Origin of the sequence: Aeromonas sp. 2HA2 (assembly GCF_029237345.1) — a bacterium.
GTDB classification, from domain to species: domain Bacteria; phylum Pseudomonadota; class Gammaproteobacteria; order Enterobacterales; family Aeromonadaceae; genus Aeromonas; species Aeromonas salmonicida.
The window spans coordinates 386651-403584 of record NZ_JAACGB010000001.1 but is presented as its reverse complement, the minus strand read 5'-3'; the positions used below and the strand labels follow the sequence as shown (position 1 = coordinate 403584).

Below are 16934 nucleotides of genomic sequence, written 5' to 3'. Positions count from 1 at the left end.
GGTTACTGTATTCCTTTGACTCGTATTGATCAAGTTTCTGTACAGATATCCAGCGCTGGTGCGGGGTTGCACGAACAGGCGGGCAATGTGATGGGGGAAACGGTTTGACAGAAGGTGACGCGAATTGCTGCGTTCTTAATCAGACTGCGGAAAGTGGATAGACAAAGGGGATGCCGTGGCATCCCCTTTTCGCATTATCTGAACGGTGTCAGATTATTGCTGAACTACTTGTACACCGGATACGCGGATTTCAACGCGACGGTCCGGGGCCAGGCAGGAGATCAGCTGAGCTTTGGCTTTCACGCCATCACACTTGTTGCCGGTGACCGGGTTGGCTTCGCCACGACCTTCAACAGCAACTTTGCTGGCAGCCATACCCTTGCTGACCAGGAAGTTGGCAACGGTACGGGCACGGGCTTCAGACAGCTTCTGGTTGTAAGCGTCGGAACCGATGCGGTCGGTGTAACCAACAACAACGGCGCTGCCGTCTTTCGGCTGGAAGTCAACGATCTGCTGGTACAGGGAGTTGAGCGCTTCGACGCCTTCGGCCTTCAGGCTGTCTTTGCCAAAGGCAAACAGCACGTCGGAGTTCAGGGCAAAGTTCTTCTCAACAATCGGAGCCGGAGCCGGCGCTTCTTCAACAACAACCGGGGCAGGAGCCGGGGCTACGTAGGAAGAGCGGAACGGGTGGTATACGGCTTCCAGGGTCGCAACGCTCTGGTTGGACTTGTAGCGTACGTTGTCGGCGTGCAGATCAGCCACGTCCCACATGTAGCGGTAGCGAGCTTGCAGATCCAGCGCGTCGTTTACCTGGTAGGTCACGCCCAGGCCGGCCAGCGGGGATACTTTGGTATCGCTGGTGCCCATGCCATCGGTGTGAGCCCAGTAGGCGCCGCCTTCAGCGAAGGCAGAGAAGTCGCCGCCCAGCGGCAGACGAGCGATACCGGACAAGGTAGCGCCCTGGTTCTCGTAACGGTTGCCATCGGTGTTACCACGGCCGGCGTACTGGTAGCCCAGCTCGGAACCGAAGTACTCGTTGAAGTTGTAACCTACGAAGGCGTTGGCCGCCGCAGCGTTTTCTTCACCATTTTTCACGCCTTCGATCTTGTTCAGACCGTTGAAGTGAGCAGCACCGGCACCGGCACCGAAGTAGATATCATCAGCGGCGTGAGCTGCAGTTGCACCCATGGCAGCCATGGCGATGGCGATCAGGGAAGGAGCCATTTTCATCATAAAAAAATCCTCGTTGAGATGGCACGTTGGTTACGTGCTTCGCACTTTTTAATTTATGTAAGCTGCAGGCTCTGCCGAACAACAGTGTTGAAGCGGGCAGGGATCCCGGTTCCATCCGAGAGGCACTCATTCCTGGTGCACAAGCGAGCGGTTGGCATCACATGGGATGCAATCAACCCTTCACGAACAGCCAATGTCATTCCGATGACGAGGCGCACTCTATGCCGATTTCAAAACATGATCAAGCTCACAAATAGCCCATATGGCAAATTGTGTCGTGTGGATAACTGGCTGTTTATCCAAATTAATTAGTGATCCAAATAGGCTCTGTGCAGCTTCTTTTCGAGTTTCATATAGGACTGAACCCAGTCAGATTGCGCCATGGCGGTACATTCGCGCGCCTGGAACACCGCCAGATAGTCGGCGTCGGTTGCTTTGCACAGTAAAGGGGTAAAGCTGAGCAGGAAATGACGAGCCAGATAGGGGTCGAGAGGCCAGATATTGAGGATGGCCCGAGCTACGGGCTGCACCGCGGCTGAACAGCGAAAGTGCAGGTGACCCGATTCCAGCCATTGCCCCATTTCGGCGAGCCCGGAGGCGGGTACCAAGCCTCCATCTCCCGGCACCTTGGCAAGGGCGATGCGGTTGCCGTTGCCAAGCAGCAGAGTGTGCGCTTCTTGCACCATGCCATCGTGACTGCGCAGGGGGAGGTCCGCAACGGGCTGCTCAAGAAACAGACTGCATTTGTCATCGAGCGCAGTCAAAACCGCTGCCGCCTGTTCATGCATGCTGGCGGGTAACCAGAACGCTTCGGCGCGTGTCTGCTGGCCTTGCATCAGCTGGCGGGTGAGAGCTTCGGGATCTGAAACTGGGTGTAAACAGGAGATTATGCCGGGAAGCGCCATGAGTTCTTACTCTTTAGGGATAGCTGGCGGATTATACGAGTTATTCTGGCGGCAACAATAAAGGTTTCTTTTCGAGACTGTTTACCTGAGGCGGTTGAGCGATTACCATCCCCGAGGTTTACAAGGGTTGTCGTCGAAAGACGCTGATTAAAGATAGAGGCTCGACCATAACGAGTCCGTTCAAAACTGATACACTTGACTACGAGTCGTCGCGAAAAATAAAGGTGGAGTCAATCCGCCGTACGGAGTATGGAACAATATGAATTCAAATATCGTAACTGTTGGCAAGAAGATCCGTCAGATCCGTGAAGCGGTCGGCCTGAGCCGTCCTAAATTTGCCGATCTGCTGGGCGTTCCCCCCACCACCCTGAAGAACTATGAACTGGGTTATCGTGAAGTAGGTGGCGCCTTCCTGGTGGCACTGGCTCATCACCCGGAACTGCACAAGTTCACCCTCTGGCTGCTGGCTGACAAAAAAGTCGCAGAAATCGGCCAGATCGGTCCGGACGATATTGCCAAGGCTTGATTTAAGTGGGCTTTGACAAAAATGCCGCCTCAATGGCGGCATTTTTTTATCCATCAAATAATGACTCCAATTAATTAAATTTGGCTAATTGTGCTCTCGTCCGGGGTTTTAACGAAAACATCTTGGCAAGCCGGATTAATCCTCAGAAAATTCTGACCCTGAAATTAGGGGGTATCCCTTGCATGATGCGCACAGTGAGACAAGCATGAGTCAAATCCTTCCCAAGGCCAGAGATGGCTTTACCAGCAAATTCGGTGTCCTTGCCGCTACTTTGGGCTCTGCCGTCGGGCTAGGCAATATCTGGAAATTTCCCTACCTGACCGGTGAAAACGGCGGCGCCAGCTTCCTGCTGGTTTATGTCATAGCCACCCTGCTGGTGGGTCTGCCGGTGATGATTTCCGAGATCATGCTGGGCCGCAAGGGCAAAGCCGATGCGGTGACGACCTTGAGCAAGCTTGCACCCAGGGGCCAGCCCTGGTGGTTGATTGCCCTGATGGGGGTGGTTGCGGCCTTCCTCATCATGTCTTTCTATTCCGAGGTCGCGGCCTGGGTGTTTGCCTATATCTTCAAGGCGGCCAGCGGCGAGATACTGTCAACCGATCCTGCGGTCACGGGGGCAGCCTTCAATGCGCTTATCACCAATCCGCTACAGAGTCTGCTCTGGCAGTGGCTGGTGCTGGTGCTGATGGGGGGCATACTGCTGATGGGGGTCTCCAGAGGGATCGAGGCTGTTACCAAGAAGCTGATGCCCGTGCTCTTCATCCTGCTGCTGGTGATCGGCATTCGCAGTCTGACCCTGCCAGGGGCGAGTCAGGGGCTGCATTTTCTGTTCTCGCCGGACTTTTCCAAGATCACCGCCGGTGTGGTGCTGACCGCCATGGGGCTGGCGTTTTTCAAGCTCTCCATCGGCATGGGCTGCATGATGACCTATGGCAGCTATTTTCGGGATGATCAGAACATACCGCTGACTACCTTCCGGGTGATGTGCGCCGATCTGTTCGTCTCCATGCTGGCGGGGATCGCCATCTTCCCGGCTGTGTTTGCGTTCGGCTTCGAGCCAACGGCGGGTCCCTCCCTGCTGTTCATCACGATTCCGGCCGTGTTCGCCAGCATACCCTTCGGTCACCTGTTCATGGTGCTGTTCTTCGTGCTTTCCGCGATTGCGGCGACGGGCGCCATGCTCTCCATTCTGGAAGTCCCTGTGTCCGTGGTGTCCGAGCGTTTTCACATGAGCCGTCCCAAGGCGACCCTGCTCAACTTGCTGGTGCTGGGGGCCGTCGGGTCGACCTGCGCGCTCTCCAACAGCTCACTGGCAGAGGTGCAGATCGCCGGCAAGACCTTCTTCGATCTGTTCGACTTCGTCTCATCCAATGTGTTGATGCCCCTTGGCGGTATCTTCCTCTGCCTGTTCGTGGGCTGGGTATGGGGTTTCGAGCGGATGAAGGCGGCGTTGATCAACGACGGCGAACTGGAGCTGGCCATCCTCAAGCCGCTGTTTTTCATCATCCGTTATGTGTCACCGCTGCTGATCCTGATCGTGATGTTAAAGGGGCTGGGGCTGTTCTGATGGCTTGCCCGCCGCAAGAAAGCAAAAAGAGCGCCGCTGGCGCTCTTTTTTATGGGCTCGTCAGGTTGGCACCTGGCGTCAAATCAAGCCGAGGCGGGAAAGCTCATCCTTGAGTTGCTCCATGTTGCGTTCGACACAGGCTTCCCCTTCGTTGATGGCATCGGAGGCCCGGTGGAAGTCCATGATGGAGAAGCTGCCAAGGCGCGGGCAGAGCTGGATTTCGGGAGGATCCCCCGCCATACGGGCGCGGGTGATGCGTTCCTGCATTATGTTGATGGAACCCGTCATTACGCTCCACATCCCAGGGGTATTGGGGCCATCACCCCGGTTCAGCCACTGACTGAAGCGGTTGCCGGTGACGGGCTCGTCCGGTTCATCTGTCCAGGGCTGGTGCATGTCGGCGTTGAGGTTGACGGCGATCACCACCTCGGCCCCCATGGCGCGGGCCAGCGAAATGGGCACGGGGTTGACCACGGCGCCATCAACCAGCCAGCGATCCTCGACCAGGGTAGGGGTGAGTATGCCAGGCATGCCGCAGGAGGCGCGTACACACTGGCGCAGCGGCCCCTCTTTCAGCCAGATCTCGCGGCCGGTATCAAGCTCGGTGGCAACGCAGGCGAAGGGAAGGGGCAGGCTCTCGATGACGGGGTCGCCCAGGTGATTGGCGGCGATGCCAAACACCTTTTCCCCGCGAAACAGCCCGCCGGAGAGGGCGGGGTCAAGCAGGCTGACCACCTGCAACCGGCTGAAGCCGCGCACCCAGGACTCCAGCTTGTCCAGCTCGCCAGCAGCATAGGCGGCACCGACAAAGCTGCCAATGGAGCAACCCGCCACCAGATCCGGTTTGACGCCCAGGCGCTCCAGCGCCCGTATGATGCCGATATGGGCCCATCCTCGGGCAGCACCACTGCCCAGAGCCAATCCCACGCGGGGTTTTCGTGACACTTTGTCTCTCCTGAGGTGAGTGAGGCTCCCAGCTTACCCCGTGTTTTTGGCGCCGTCATCCTGCCAGCCTTCGCTTCGATTGCGTCCATTGGCTTTGGCTTGATAGAGGGCGAGATCCGCCCGGTGGATAGCCTCCTTCAGTGGAGTCCCGGCACGGCAATGGTGATAGCCCAGACTGATGGTGACCGCAAGATCTGGCGCTATCTCCTCCCATGGATGTTCTGCTATCTGCAGGCGCAGCCGCTCGGTCAGTTGATCCAGCGGCTCGGATCCCTTGGCAACCAGCAGCAAAAACTCCTCGCCACCCCAGCGGATCAGGGCATCCTCTTTCTTCAGCAGAGGCTGGCAGAGTGTGACCAGCCGGATCAGCACCTGATCTCCAACCTCGTGACCGAAGCGGTCGTTGACCTGTTTGAAGTGATCGCAATCGAACATGACAACCCCGACTTCACGGGCTTTGGCTCGCAAATGAAGGCGCTCGAATTCGTCGAAATAGTGGCGATTGTAGGTGCCGGTCAGGGCATCGTGACTGGATAAATAGTCGAGCTGCCGGTTCAGACGACGGGCTTTGAGGCTCGAGAGCGCCGCCCACATCATGAAGAGGATGGTGATCAGGGAAGGGAGTGAATGCCAGAACAGGGCCTGGGTGAGTGCGGTCAGCGGGATACGGTGGATCAGGGTGAGTTGCGTATCAGGAATAGTCTGGACCAGTTGGAGGGCTCCTTGCCGCCACTGGTAACCATGCCTGTCAGTCTGGAACTTTGGGACAAAGTCGGCCCCCTGCGCGCTGCTGGCCAGGATCTGCTGGTATTGGTTGACCAAAAACAGGCTGCCAATGGCGGGGGTGGACTCATGCAGCAGCCGATCGAGTCGCGTGAGCAGCACATCTATACTGATGACCCCCACCAGCGTTTGATCCTTCACTATGGGTTGTGACAGAGAAATCATCTGCCCCATACCGGCAAAATCTTCGTAGGGGCGCGATACGATGGCGCGCTGGCTGGGGTTTTGCTGTTTCAGGGCATCCTGCCAGTAAGATTTCAGATAGATGGCGCGATGAAAGCGAAACTCGTTGGAGGGGATCCAGGGGTAGAGATAGATAAAGTCATCTACCCCGGTGAAATAGACCCAGGCGACTTTGTCCCCCAGCAGCTTGCTGGCGGTGGAGAGCAGGGGTGACAGACTGAGCGCCAGATGCAGTCTGGCTTCTCGCTCGCTGCCCGGGGCGGGCAGTCGGCCCAGTCCGGTCAGATTGCCGCTGAGCCCGGCGGGCAGGTTGGCGGGAACCTTGTCCAGCGAGAATCCCAGCTCGGGATCTGTGTGCAGGGCTTGATAAAGCTGGCGAGTCAGCGCCGATTGCGGATTGCTGCGCAGCCGCTCCTCGGCCTGGCCACGCATGGCCTCGAGCACGGTTTCCATCTGCTGGAATTGGGATCGCAAACGGGCCGCGATGTTGAGGGTATCGCGCTCGTTGAGTTCGGTGACCTGTTTCAGAGTCTGATGGAAGGTGAGGGCAAGCAGCAGCATGACGAGGGAGCCCAGCAGCCATTGCAGGCGGCGTGTGACGATATGGATGCGTTTCTCTGGCATAGGCGGCCTGGCCTGATCTGGACTGGTTCGGTTCATCAGTTTAGGGCAGAACCATCAAGAACGTCTCCTGTGGCGACGATTTCGGTGATCTTCCACCGCTTCTGTTACGTTTTGTCACATTTATACATAGTCACGGCATAGTCAGGGGGTAACATGATGCCCATCATTGATGAAGTGCCTCCTTTTTCCCTAATTTCATGGATTGCTTGATGAAAATGCGTATGTGGCTGTCGATCGCCTGTCTCTCCCTGCTGATGCTGGGTGTCTGGTATTACCGTAACGGTGAAGCCGTCAGCAAACCCCAGCCCAAGCAGGTCAATATCAGGGCGAAAACGGTCAAGCAGAGTCTGGCTGAACCCTCCATCAAGCTGGTGAGCAAGCTGGCCGCCAATCGTTCCGTGGTGATAAGCCCCGAGGTGACAGGGCGTATCGTCAAGATAGCGGTGCGTTCCGGTCAGCAGGTCAAGCAGGGCGATACCCTGATAGCGCTGGATGCGGGCAAGCAGCAGGCGGAGCTCGCCGAGCAGAGTGCCAGTGCGCGCGATGAGGCTCGCAAGCTGCGGGACATGCGCCGGCTGGTGGCGCGCGGCGCCGTGACCCAGTCAGAGCTGGAAGGGCAGGAGGCCACAGTGGCGCAAGTCCAGGCAAGGGTGGATGCCGCACGTTACGAGCTCTCCTTGCGCACCCTGCAAGCGCCGTTTGACGGCTCCGTCAGCCTCATCGACTTGAGTGAAGGGGCCCTGGTCAACAGTGGTGACACCCTGCTCCATCTGGATGAGCTTGCCAGGCTGCGGCTCGATCTGGCGGTGCCCGAGCGATACCTCTCCCTGCTGCGTCCCGGCATGGCGGTGACCGCCACCAGCTCGGCCTGGCCGGAACAATCGTTTCATGGCGTGCTGGAGACCCTCGACAGCCGGGTGTCCAACGATACCCAGAACATCAAGGCCCGTGTCATCATTCCCAATCCTGACGGTCAGTTGCGGCCCGGCATGCTGCTCAATGTGGAGCTCTCCCTGCCGCCCCAGAAGATGACCCTGATCCCTGCCCAGTCGGTGGAGTACGCCGGTGAACAGCGTTTCGTCTATCGCCTCGAGCCCGATGGTCGGGTCAAGCGGGTGGCCGTGGTGCTGGGGGATACCCATGGTGAAGAGGTGTGGGTCACGGAGGGCTTGAAGGTCGGCGATCGCATAGTGGTAGAGGGGTTGGTCAATCTGCGTGACGGCATCAGTGTGCACGATCTGGCGGAGGTCAAAGGCTGATGTGGCTCTCCGATGTATCTGTCCGTCGCCCCTTGGTGGCTGTGGTATTGAGTGCCCTCTTGACCGTGTTCGGTCTGGTGGCTTTCAGCAAATTGACGGTGCGCGAGATGCCGGATGTGCAGACGCCATCCGTCTCCATCACCACCATGTACGAGGGGGCGGCACCCGCCGTCATGGAGAGCCAGGTCACCAAGCCCATCGAGGATCAGCTCTCCGGCATCAGCGGTATCAAGAACATCAACTCGGTGACCCGCAAGGGGCGTTCCGTCATCACGGTGGAGTTCAAGCTCGGCTGGAACATGGTGGAGGGCACCTCGGATGTGCGCGATGCCCTCTCCCGTGCCCGGCCCAGGCTGCCGGACGACGTGGATGAACCCATGGTCACCAAGGACAACGGCAACGGCGATGTCGCTGTCTGGCTGAACTTCAGCAGCACCCAGATGGACCGTACCGCCATGACCGACTACGCCAACCGCGTGCTGGTCGACCCCTTGAGTCTGGTGGACGGGGTGAGCGAGGTGGCCCTCTCCGGCGATCTGACCCAGGTGATGTACGTGCGGCTGCGCCCGGCGGACATGGCGGCCCGTGGCATCACGGTGGCGGACGTGCAGGATGCCCTCAAGCGGGAGAATATCGAGCTGCCGGGCGGCGAAATTCGCAACAACAGCATGACGATGGCGGTGCAGATTGCCCGCCTCTACCACACAGCCGCCGATTTCCAGGCCTTGCAGGTGCGCAGTGCCGACAACGGTCAGAGCATCTATCTGGCGGACATCGCCGATGTGGAGGTGGGCGCCAAGAACGAAGACAGCGCCTATCAGCGCAATGGTCGCGAGAGTCTGGGGATCGGCATAGTCGCCCAGTCCACCGCCAACCCCCTGGCGGTGGCCCAGGGCATCGAGCTGAAGGTCGCCGAGATGCAGCGCTTCCTGCCGGAAGGGGCCAAGCTCGAGGTCGACTATGACTCCACCATCTTCATCAAGCAGGCCATCGACGAGGTGTACGAGACGCTGGCCATCAGCGCCGTGCTGGTGGTGGCCGTGCTCTATCTGTTCCTGGGGCAGGGGCGCACTACCCTGATCCCGGCCATTACGGTCCCTGTGTCGCTGATCTCCGCCTTTATCGGTGCCTGGTATCTCGGTTTTTCCATCAACCTCATTACACTGCTCGCCCTTATTCTCGCCATCGGTCTGGTGGTGGATGACGCCATAGTGGTGGTGGAGAACATTCACCATCACCTGCAACGGGGTGAGCCACCGTTGATGGCGGCCTGGCACGGCACCCGTGAGGTGGGCTTTGCCGTGGTGGCGACCACGGCCGTGCTGGTGATGGTGTTTGTACCCATCGCCTTCATGGATGGCATGGTGGGGCGGCTCTTTACCGAGTTCGCCATCCTGCTCTCCCTGGCCGTGCTCTTCTCCTCCCTGGTGGCACTTACCCTGACGCCAGCCATGGGCTCCTGGCTGATGCGCTCCGTAGACAAACCCAATGTGCTGACGGCGGCGCTCGATCGCGGCCTCGGCTGGGTGGAGAAACACTACCGACGCCTGCTGGGCTGGGTGCTGCGTCGTTCGGCCTGGACGCCGCTGGTGCTCTTGCTCTGCCTTGGCGGCATCGGCGCCCTGTTTGGCCAGTTGCCCACCAGTCTGACCCCCACCGAAGACAGGGGTGTGCTCTATGTGTTCGTGAAGGGGGCCGAGGGCACCAGCATAGAGCGGATGAAGCGCAACATGCAGCAAGTGGAGGCCGCCATCATGCCGCTGCTGGGCAAGGGCGTGGTGCAGGCCATGAGCTTCAGTACCCCGGCCTTCGGTCGTGGCGGCGATCAGACCGGGATGGCGATCATTCAGCTCACCGACTGGGCCGAGCGGGACGAAACCGCCACCCAGTTTGCCCAGTCCCTGAGTGGACGACTGGCGGGGATCCCTGATGTGATGATCCGCACCTTCCAGCCGGGCTTTCGGGGCGGCTCCACCGCGGCCGTCCAGTTCGTGCTGCAGGGCTCCGACTATGCCGAGCTCTACCAGCAGGGGCTGGCTTTGAAAGAGGCGGCGGCCCAGAGCGGCCTGATGTCGATGCCGGATCTCGACTACGCCGAGAAGACCCCCGAGCTGCAAGTGACCATAGAGCGGGACAGGGCCAGCCAACTCGGCATTCCGGTGTCGACCGTAGCCAGCTCGTTGCAGGCCCTGCTCGGCGGCGTGAGCCAGACCACCTATGTGGACAGGGGCGAGGAGTATGACGTCTATCTGCGCGCCAATCAGCACGACTTCAACGGCGTGTCCGATCTCAGCCGTATCTATCTCAAGGCTGCCAGTGGCGAGATGGTGAGTCTCTCCACCCTGGCCACCGTCAAACAGGTGGCAAGCCCGCAGCGGCTCAACCACTACCAGCGGCAGAAGGCGGTGACTCTCACCGCCGATCTGGCGCCGGATCGCACCCTGGGCGAGGCGCTGGACTTCCTCGATGGCTGGGCCAATGCCAATCTGCCGAGCGGCATGACGGTGGATTACGCCGGTGAGTCCAAGGATTATCGCGACAACCAGGGCGAGATGGTGATGGTGTTCGGTCTGGCCCTGCTGGTGGTCTATCTGGTGCTGGTGGCCCAGTTCGAGAGCATGCTGACCCCGGCTGTGGTCATGGTGACGGTTCCCCTTGGCATCTTCGGTGGTCTGCTCGGCCTCTGGCTGACGGGACAGGAGCTGAGCATTTACAGCCAGATCGGCATGATCATGCTGATCGGCATGGTGACCAAGAACGGCATCTTGATCGTGGAGTTCATCAATCAGCTTCGCCAGCGTGGGGAAGCGTTCGATGAGGCCATCATTGCCGGCTCGGTGCGCCGCCTGCGGCCCATTCTGATGACGTCGCTGACCGCCATCATAGGGGCAGTGCCGCTGATGCTCTCCATGGGGGCAGGTTACGAGAGCCGGATGGCGGTGGGGACCGTGGTCTTCTTCGGGCTGTCTCTCGCGACCCTGGTGACTCTGGTGATGGTGCCTGCCATCTATCATCTGCTGGCCAAACGGGCGGGCATGACAGGGGCGCGGGATCTGCTGGTGGACGAGGCGCTGGCAGCCGAGTTGGCGGTGAAAGCCGAGGATAAACCGGCTGCCTGATACCTACACCCATATAGGTGCAAGCCGCAGAAAGCGGATGGTATCACTGCAGCCGGCGGTTAATATGTAACCAGTTTTAACCTTGAGGTGAGCTATGTTGCCATCTGCTATCTATGAGCCGCTGCCTTTTGCCTATATGGGCAGCGGTTTGCTGTTGCTGGGGGTTGCCGAGCAACCGGGTCTGCTGCTGGCCGGACTGGCGTTCTATCTGGCCGGTTCCCTGGCCTGGTTCAGACGTAGTGCCCATAGGCGCATCGACAAGCCACTCCCTGCCCGCAAGCAGGGCTGGCCGCTCTGGCTCTACGAGATCCGCCCGTTCGCGCTGATCCTGCTGGGTTTGCTGATGCTGCGCCTCGCGACCCACCCCATCTTCCTGGCGCCGGCTCTGGTCTGGTGTCTGCTCGGGGGTTATCAGCTGCTGCAGCGCCACTACAGCCGCATTGTGCTGGCCCGCGTCCTGGCCTGATCCCGTTCAACCCCGCGTTATTGAGGCGAGCCTGTCACTGGCTCGCCTTTCCCCCTTGCTCTGTAGGGGCAAAAAGCCATCGCTCCCGCTCTGCTCTGCCGGTATAATGCGCGACCCGAATTGTTCCAGGTGTTCAAAATGCAGCCGGTTACCCACCTTTTCTCCTATCCCCGCTACTGGGCCGAGTGCTACGGCACTGCGCCCTTCCTGCCCATGTCCAGAGCGGAGATGGACAAACTCGGCTGGGACAGCTGTGACATAGTCCTGGTGACCGGTGACGCTTATGTGGATCACCCGAGTTTCGGCATGGCGGTGATCGGCCGCATGCTGGAATCCCAGGGCTTTCGGGTCGGCATCATTGCCCAGCCGGACTGGTCATCGAAGGATGACTTCATGCGTCTGGGCAAACCCAACCTCTTCTACGGGGTGACGGCGGGTAACATGGACTCCATGATCAACCGCTACACCTCCGACAAGAAGCTGCGCCACGATGATGCCTACACACCGGGAGACATAGGCGGCAAGCGGCCCGACCGCGCCACCCTGGTCTATACCCAGCGCTGTAAAGAAGCCTTCAAGGAGGTGCCGGTTGTCATAGGTGGCATAGAGGCGTCGCTGCGCCGCATCGCCCACTACGACTACTGGTCCGAGACCATACGTCGCTCCATCCTGCTCGATGCCAAGGCCGACATCCTCATTTATGGCAACGCCGAGCGGCCGCTCATCGAGGTGGCGCACCGCATCGCGAATGGCGAGACCATCGACACCATGCAGGATATTCGCGGCACCGCCGTGATCCGCAAGGAGCCGCTGCCCGAGTGGCGCGGGGTGGATTCGAGCAAGCTGGATCAGATCGGCCGCATCGACCCCATCATGAACCCCTATATGGAAGGGGCGCCCTGCTCGGATGACGAAGGCACGGCGCCGGTGGAGCAAGAAGCCAAGCCGGTATTGGTGCAGCCGCCCAAGCAGAAGCCGTGGGAGAAAACCTATGTGAAGCTGCCGGCGTTCGAGCGGGTGAAGGAAGACAAGGTGCTCTACGCCCATGCGTCGCGCATCCTGCACCACGAGACCAACCCGGGCTGCGCCCGCGCGCTCTCCCAGGCTCACGGCGATCGCATCGTCTGGGTCAACCCGCCCGCCTTCCCGCTGGAAACCGACGAGATGGACGGCGTGTTCGGCCTGCCCTATCAGCGGGTGCCGCACCCGGCTTATGGCAAGGAGAAGATCCCGGCCTACGAGATGATCAAGACCTCGGTCAACATCATGCGTGGCTGCTTCGGCGGCTGCTCCTTCTGCTCCATCACGGAGCACGAGGGGCGCATCATCCAGAGCCGCTCGGAAGAGTCGATCATCAAAGAAATCGAAGAGATCCGCGACAAGGTGCCGGGCTTTACCGGCGTCATCTCGGATCTCGGCGGCCCCACCGCCAACATGTACAAGCTGCGCTGCAAGAGCCCCAAGGCCGAGCAGACCTGCCGCCGCGCCTCCTGTGTCTGGCCGACCATATGCCCGCACATGGATACCGACCATACCCCGACCATCAACCTCTATCGCAAGGCGCGGGATGTGAAGGGGATCAAGAAGATACTGATCGCCTCCGGGGTGCGTTACGACATAGCGGTGGAAGATCCGCGCTACATCAAGGAGCTGGCCAAGTACCACGTCGGCGGCTACCTCAAAATTGCCCCCGAGCACACCGAGGAGGGCCCCCTCTCCAAGATGATGAAGCCGGGCATGGGCAGCTACTACAGCTTCAAGGAGCTGTTCGACAAGTATTCCAAAGAGGCGGGCAAGCAGCAGTACCTGATCCCCTACTTCATCTCGGCCCACCCGGGCACCACGGATGAAGACATGGTGAACATGGCGCTCTGGGTCAAGACCAACAACTTCAAGCTGGATCAGGTGCAGAACTTCTACCCGTCGCCGCTCGCCAACGCCACCACCATGTATTACACCGAGAAAAACCCCCTCAACAAGGTGAGTCGCCAGGGCGGGGATGTGTTCGTGGTGAAAGGGGAGCGCCGTCGCCGCCTGCACAAGGCGCTGTTGCGCTACCACGATTCTGCCGGCTGGCCCATGATCCGCGAAGCCTTGCTGGAAATGGGCAAGGGTCACCTGATCGGCAACGGCCCCAACTGCCTGGTGCCGCCGGAAGGACGTGGCGAGGCAAAGGCCGAGCGCAGCATCAACAAGGGGCTGAAACCGGCCCTGACCCGCCACAGCAACATAGTCCATCAGCGTGGCAATGGGGCTGGCAACAAGGCGACTGGCGGCAAGCCGGTGGGCTCCCAGCTCAGCAAAGGTGCTGGCGCCAACGGCAAGCCCGCTTCCCAAGGCGCAGGTCAGGGCAAACCAGCAGGGCAGGGGAAACCTGTGCACAAGGGTAAAACCCCGACTCGCGCTGGCTCAGCCAAACCGGCAGCCCAGGGCGGCAAGCCTGCGGCCAAAGGGAATGGCGCCAAGCGACCGGCAAGGTGATATTTCCTGATTGGAAAGTGATAGAAAATAAAAAGGCGACCATCTGGTCGCCTTTGATTTAGTTAACTGAACTCTAATATAGAATTCCACCTCACTTGAGAAACTATGTGTAAACACTGTTGAGTAATAATCAACTTAGGCTATTACGTAAGTTAAATAATTTCCACAATAACATCAATGTATACATTGAAAGAATCGATGATAATATAGTTACAAAACAGTACGCGGTTTTAACTGCATTGTAATTAATAAGTTTTAAGTTATTTTCTTTGTATATTTCGTATGACTCGCTGGCAATTTTAAATGCATCAGGTAAAAATATTGCAGCTATTGAAAGAGCCATCAAACTGACAGGCAATGCCTTACTAAAAAGCACGGAAGTCACTGACTTTTTTGCTGCTACGTTATCCTCTTTATGAGGCTTTGGCTCTATTTCAAGGGCTTTTGAAATGTCGGCATACCAAAGACTGAAAAGAATTGCTGCAATAGCCATAAGCAAGCTTGACGCTGAAAGTAAATCACTCATTGGGGTCACGGATTCGGCTGAACGTTGAATTTTGTGCAAAGACGGTTGTAAGAAGATGGTGGAATTTCATATGTGGATACACTGCCTTTCTTCTTCTTAACTGAAGAGAGACTACCATCAATGTCGGCTAGAGCTTTATTTAATTCATCGACGACGTTCTGGCTATTAATAACTACGGTGTAGTCCTGAGTATTGTTTTGTCTAATCGCGGCAGTTAGCGATGAGCTAAGTGTTCTCTCAACATGAGATTTCAGTTGGTATTGATATTTAGTAATTACCGATCGAATAAGAGAGCGACTTTCCGTCAGTGTTGTTTGAAACAAGTTGCTGACTGTTCGTTCATCAGGGATGACGCCATTGAATGCAGTTTCAATGAGAAGAAGTAATCGGTATTCAAGCATATCGCTTCCTCGCTTGAAAACTTTCTGACCACGGAACATGGCCAAATATTCATTGATTGATGCACCAAGACATAAATTAAGATGATTGTTCAGGTCCGCAGCGTTACATCCTAGAATCGCAGATATTTCGGCTTCTTCAGCTGCTGTCAGAGTGAGGGTTGTGGTTATTTGCATAGTTATTTCCTTGTGGTGTCCGAGTTTATTAGACTACTACAGCCCAATAGGCGCCAATGGCTATAGTAATCCGAACGAAGCCGCTTACGCGAGCACCATAAATGACATAACCATCAGAAAGTTATCGTTTTTTGAACTGCGTCATCAAAGCGCGTAAGCAGGTGCGATAAAGGCGGGCAAGCAGGCGCGGCTTTGCTATCTTGTTCGGTCTATGGATAAGGGGAGGGGCTGAATGGCCGGCTCCCTTGCACAGGAGCAATAGATGGCGGTGAAAGCCAAATCCAGAAGAGAGAAGATTGGCAGCGGGCTGGGTCTGCTGCTCGGGATCCTCATTTTCAATCTCATTGCCTACCAGTTTGTTGAGACAAAAGCGCTCTCCGAGGCAAACCGGATGATAGGGGCCATTGTCAGCGCCCTTATCTGCTCCGAGCTGGGGGCCAGAGTGGGCAAATGGCTGGATCGCAGAGAGCAATCTTAGCGGGATTTCCCGAGTCACCCGGCAAACGGCTGTCACATGGCCATGGGGCAGCAAAGCGTTTCGCTTTATCGCCCCTTATTGCCACACTTCCTGCCCCTTGCCATTGAGCAGGGTGTGAAACAGATAGTGATCGTCCCGATCGTAATAGACGGTGAGGGTATGGCGCTGGGTGTAGTCCGCCGCGACGCCAGCCACCGTCATGGGGATCAGCACCAGCTCCCCCAGCCCCATTGTCACGGCGCTCGCCGTGGCCTGGCCATTGCCGTCACCGCGCTTGTGGATCTTGCCGAGCACGGTAAAGCGATCGCAATCCTGCACATTATCCTCGGTCAGAAAGGCGGCCTGCTGACAAAGCTGGGGATCTCCCAGTTCGGCGCGAATGGTCGTGCGTGTCTCCCCAGGTGCCAGGGTGTTGCGAAAGCGCCCCGAGTAGTGATCGATGGCAGCGGCACATCCACCCAGCAGCAATGGCAGCACGAGCAGTAACGGGCGACAGAAGCGCGTGAGTTGGTTCATAAGGGCAAGACTCCATTATCCCGCAAAGGGTGAGCCATATTCGCTGCGTCGCTCGGGTTCGCTGCGATGCAAAAAGGTGGTCAGGGTATCGCGCGGCGGCGTGATGCCGCACTGCACCAGCATTCGCCCGATCGCTCCCCTGTGATAGCCGCCGTGGGTCACCAGATGGAGCAGCATTTCCTCGCGGCTCATCTGCCCCCTGTCGCCATCGACAAAGCGAAATGAAAGCGAGGTTTCACCCTCTTGCGGGCTCATGGCGGTGACGTACTCTACCAGCCAGTTATCCAGTGCCGTGACCGAGCTGCGCAGCGATGCCAGGGGTGGCGTCTCCGGGGTATTGGTGGCATTGAAGCCGTGGGTCTCCCCCAGCAGATTGGCCTTGAAGATGGCATCGACCACATGGATATGGTTGAAGATCCGAAGGCAGGTGTGGTGGTCTTCGGTATATTGCTGCGAGTCCAGCGTGGCGATCGTATCCAGCAGCTCGCCATCGGCCCAACGTTTGTAGTGAAAGAGGGATTGCAGCGTCTTGTTGCTCATCGGTTCCTTGCCCCTGTGTCTCCTTGAAGTGGGGCATGTTAGCCAAAATGGGTGCAATACGAAACCCGTTTTGCTGGCGATACATATCAGTCCACCTTGTCTCTTGGCAGGGGAGGGAGTAAAGCCACTCCCGCTTGCTCCTCGCCCTTGCGAAGGGGAAGGCTGAGAGAGATGAGGCAGCCGCAGGTTGCGGCAAGGCTGGATCTGC

The 16934-nt window shown here is 58.3% G+C and carries 15 protein-coding genes; 7 read left to right on the top strand and 8 right to left on the bottom strand.

The window, feature by feature from the left end:
• Positions 1 to 213: 213 nt before the first annotated feature.
• Positions 214 to 1233, bottom strand: coding sequence for a porin OmpAI (ompAI, locus tag GWQ29_RS01805; RefSeq protein ID WP_256684786.1), 1020 nt, complete (start codon positions 1231 to 1233; stop codon positions 214 to 216).
• Positions 1234 to 1541: 308 nt separating this feature from the next.
• Positions 1542 to 2138 (bottom strand): hypothetical protein, encoded by a 597-nt coding sequence (locus GWQ29_RS01800; protein WP_275918633.1) that lies wholly within the window; start codon positions 2136 to 2138, stop codon positions 1542 to 1544.
• Between the two features lie 259 nt (positions 2139 to 2397).
• Between GWQ29_RS01800 and GWQ29_RS01795 the strand changes: the two genes are divergently transcribed.
• On the top strand, positions 2398 to 2664 hold the full coding sequence (locus GWQ29_RS01795; RefSeq protein WP_005298604.1) for a helix-turn-helix transcriptional regulator: 267 nt from the start codon (positions 2398 to 2400) through the stop codon (positions 2662 to 2664).
• 205 nt (positions 2665 to 2869) lie between these two features.
• Positions 2870 to 4231 carry a sodium-dependent transporter gene (locus GWQ29_RS01790; RefSeq protein ID WP_275918632.1) on the top strand — a complete coding sequence of 454 codons (1362 nt, stop codon included), beginning with the start codon at positions 2870 to 2872 and terminating at the stop codon, positions 4229 to 4231.
• Positions 4232 to 4309: 78 nt separating this feature from the next.
• On the opposite strand, the gene rssA is transcribed toward GWQ29_RS01790, so the two are convergent.
• On the bottom strand, positions 4310 to 5176 hold the full coding sequence (gene rssA / locus GWQ29_RS01785; RefSeq protein ID WP_011898481.1) for a patatin-like phospholipase RssA: 867 nt from the start codon (positions 5174 to 5176) through the stop codon (positions 4310 to 4312).
• 33 nt (positions 5177 to 5209) lie between these two features.
• Positions 5210 to 6766, bottom strand: coding sequence for a sensor domain-containing diguanylate cyclase (locus GWQ29_RS01780; protein ID WP_275918631.1), 1557 nt, complete (start codon positions 6764 to 6766; stop codon positions 5210 to 5212).
• Between the two features lie 209 nt (positions 6767 to 6975).
• Between GWQ29_RS01780 and GWQ29_RS01775 the strand changes: the two genes are divergently transcribed.
• The 4 genes from GWQ29_RS01775 (at position 6976) to GWQ29_RS01760 (ending at position 14091) form a co-directional block, all read left to right on the top strand.
• Positions 6976 to 8025, top strand: a complete 1050-nt coding sequence (locus GWQ29_RS01775; RefSeq protein WP_181455183.1) for an efflux RND transporter periplasmic adaptor subunit — start codon at positions 6976 to 6978, stop codon at positions 8023 to 8025.
• A complete protein-coding gene (locus GWQ29_RS01770) occupies positions 8025 to 11144 on the top strand; it encodes an efflux RND transporter permease subunit (RefSeq protein ID WP_275918630.1) in 3120 nt (1039 codons plus the stop codon). The genes GWQ29_RS01775 and GWQ29_RS01770 overlap by 1 nt, the downstream gene beginning before the upstream one ends.
• Positions 11145 to 11238: 94 nt before the next feature.
• The gene (locus tag GWQ29_RS01765; RefSeq protein WP_021138812.1) at positions 11239 to 11610 is read left to right on the top strand and encodes a hypothetical protein; all 372 of its coding nucleotides are present in this window, start codon (positions 11239 to 11241) and stop codon (positions 11608 to 11610) included.
• Between the two features lie 138 nt (positions 11611 to 11748).
• Positions 11749 to 14091: a YgiQ family radical SAM protein gene (locus GWQ29_RS01760; RefSeq protein ID WP_275918629.1), complete on the top strand. Its 2343-nt coding sequence runs from the start codon at positions 11749 to 11751 to the stop codon at positions 14089 to 14091.
• Between the two features lie 130 nt (positions 14092 to 14221).
• On the opposite strand, the gene GWQ29_RS01755 is transcribed toward GWQ29_RS01760, so the two are convergent.
• Positions 14222 to 14617 (bottom strand): hypothetical protein, encoded by a 396-nt coding sequence (locus GWQ29_RS01755; RefSeq protein ID WP_275918628.1) that lies wholly within the window; start codon positions 14615 to 14617, stop codon positions 14222 to 14224.
• 5 nt (positions 14618 to 14622) lie between these two features.
• Positions 14623 to 15192 carry a hypothetical protein gene (locus GWQ29_RS01750; protein WP_275918627.1) on the bottom strand — a complete coding sequence of 190 codons (570 nt, stop codon included), beginning with the start codon at positions 15190 to 15192 and terminating at the stop codon, positions 14623 to 14625.
• Between the two features lie 262 nt (positions 15193 to 15454).
• Between GWQ29_RS01750 and GWQ29_RS01745 the strand changes: the two genes are divergently transcribed.
• Positions 15455 to 15670: a hypothetical protein gene (locus tag GWQ29_RS01745; protein ID WP_111587453.1), complete on the top strand. Its 216-nt coding sequence runs from the start codon at positions 15455 to 15457 to the stop codon at positions 15668 to 15670.
• A 75-nt stretch (positions 15671 to 15745) separates the two neighbouring features.
• Here the strand turns inward: GWQ29_RS01745 and GWQ29_RS01740 are convergent, their stop codons facing one another.
• Together GWQ29_RS01740 and GWQ29_RS01735 are read right to left on the bottom strand one after the other, a co-directional pair.
• A complete protein-coding gene (locus GWQ29_RS01740; RefSeq protein WP_275918626.1) occupies positions 15746 to 16186 on the bottom strand; it encodes a hypothetical protein in 441 nt (146 codons plus the stop codon).
• A 15-nt stretch (positions 16187 to 16201) separates the two neighbouring features.
• Positions 16202 to 16726: a DinB family protein gene (locus GWQ29_RS01735; protein ID WP_275918625.1), complete on the bottom strand. Its 525-nt coding sequence runs from the start codon at positions 16724 to 16726 to the stop codon at positions 16202 to 16204.
• Positions 16727 to 16934: the final 208 nt, after the last annotated feature.